This is a genomic window from Virgibacillus sediminis (assembly GCF_042643265.1).
In the GTDB taxonomy this organism is placed as follows: Bacteria; Bacillota; Bacilli; order Bacillales; family Amphibacillaceae; genus Virgibacillus_O; species Virgibacillus_O sediminis.
In genome coordinates, this window is record NZ_JBHRRZ010000021.1 from 1 (window position 1) to 571 (window position 571).

Genomic DNA, 571 nt, shown 5'->3' on the forward strand with positions numbered 1-571 from the left:
AAGCCCTACTTAAACCGGTTGGATCGCCAAGTGGAACGGTTCGGCTTTTCTGTGGAAGCTGTTGGTTTAGACGCTGGTTATTTAACTACTCCTATTTGTCATGGACTTGCCCAAAGGAATATTTTCGGCGTGATAGCCCACCGTCGCTACCAGACAAGGAAAGGATTTCTACCTAAATGGAAATATAAATACGATGACGAACATGATATGTACGTCTGTCCGCAAGGAAAAGAACTAAGATATGCCACAACGGACCGTGATGGATACCGCCATTATAAGTCAGACCCAAGGCAGTGTGAGACCTGTCCTCTGCTTACGCAGTGTACCCAGAACCAAAAGCATCAGAAAACCGTTACACGCCATGTGTGGGAGGGAGATAAAGAGCAGGTTCGTTTGAATCGACTTTCCAATGAAGGTAAGTGGATTTATCGCATGAGAAAAGAAAAAGTGGAGCGTAGCTTCGCAGATTCAAAAGAACTGCATGGGCTGCGCTATTGTCGCTTGCGCGGAAAAGAGAAAGTCAAGGAACAGGCGCTGATGACGGCTGCCTGTCAAAATATGAAAAAGGTTG

1 protein-coding gene is annotated in these 571 nt (G+C 46.1%); it reads left to right on the forward strand.

What is annotated here, in order from left to right; genetic code table 11:
* A partial coding sequence (locus tag ACFODW_RS12300) for a transposase (protein WP_390306884.1) occupies positions 1-571 on the forward strand: 571 nt, incomplete at both ends.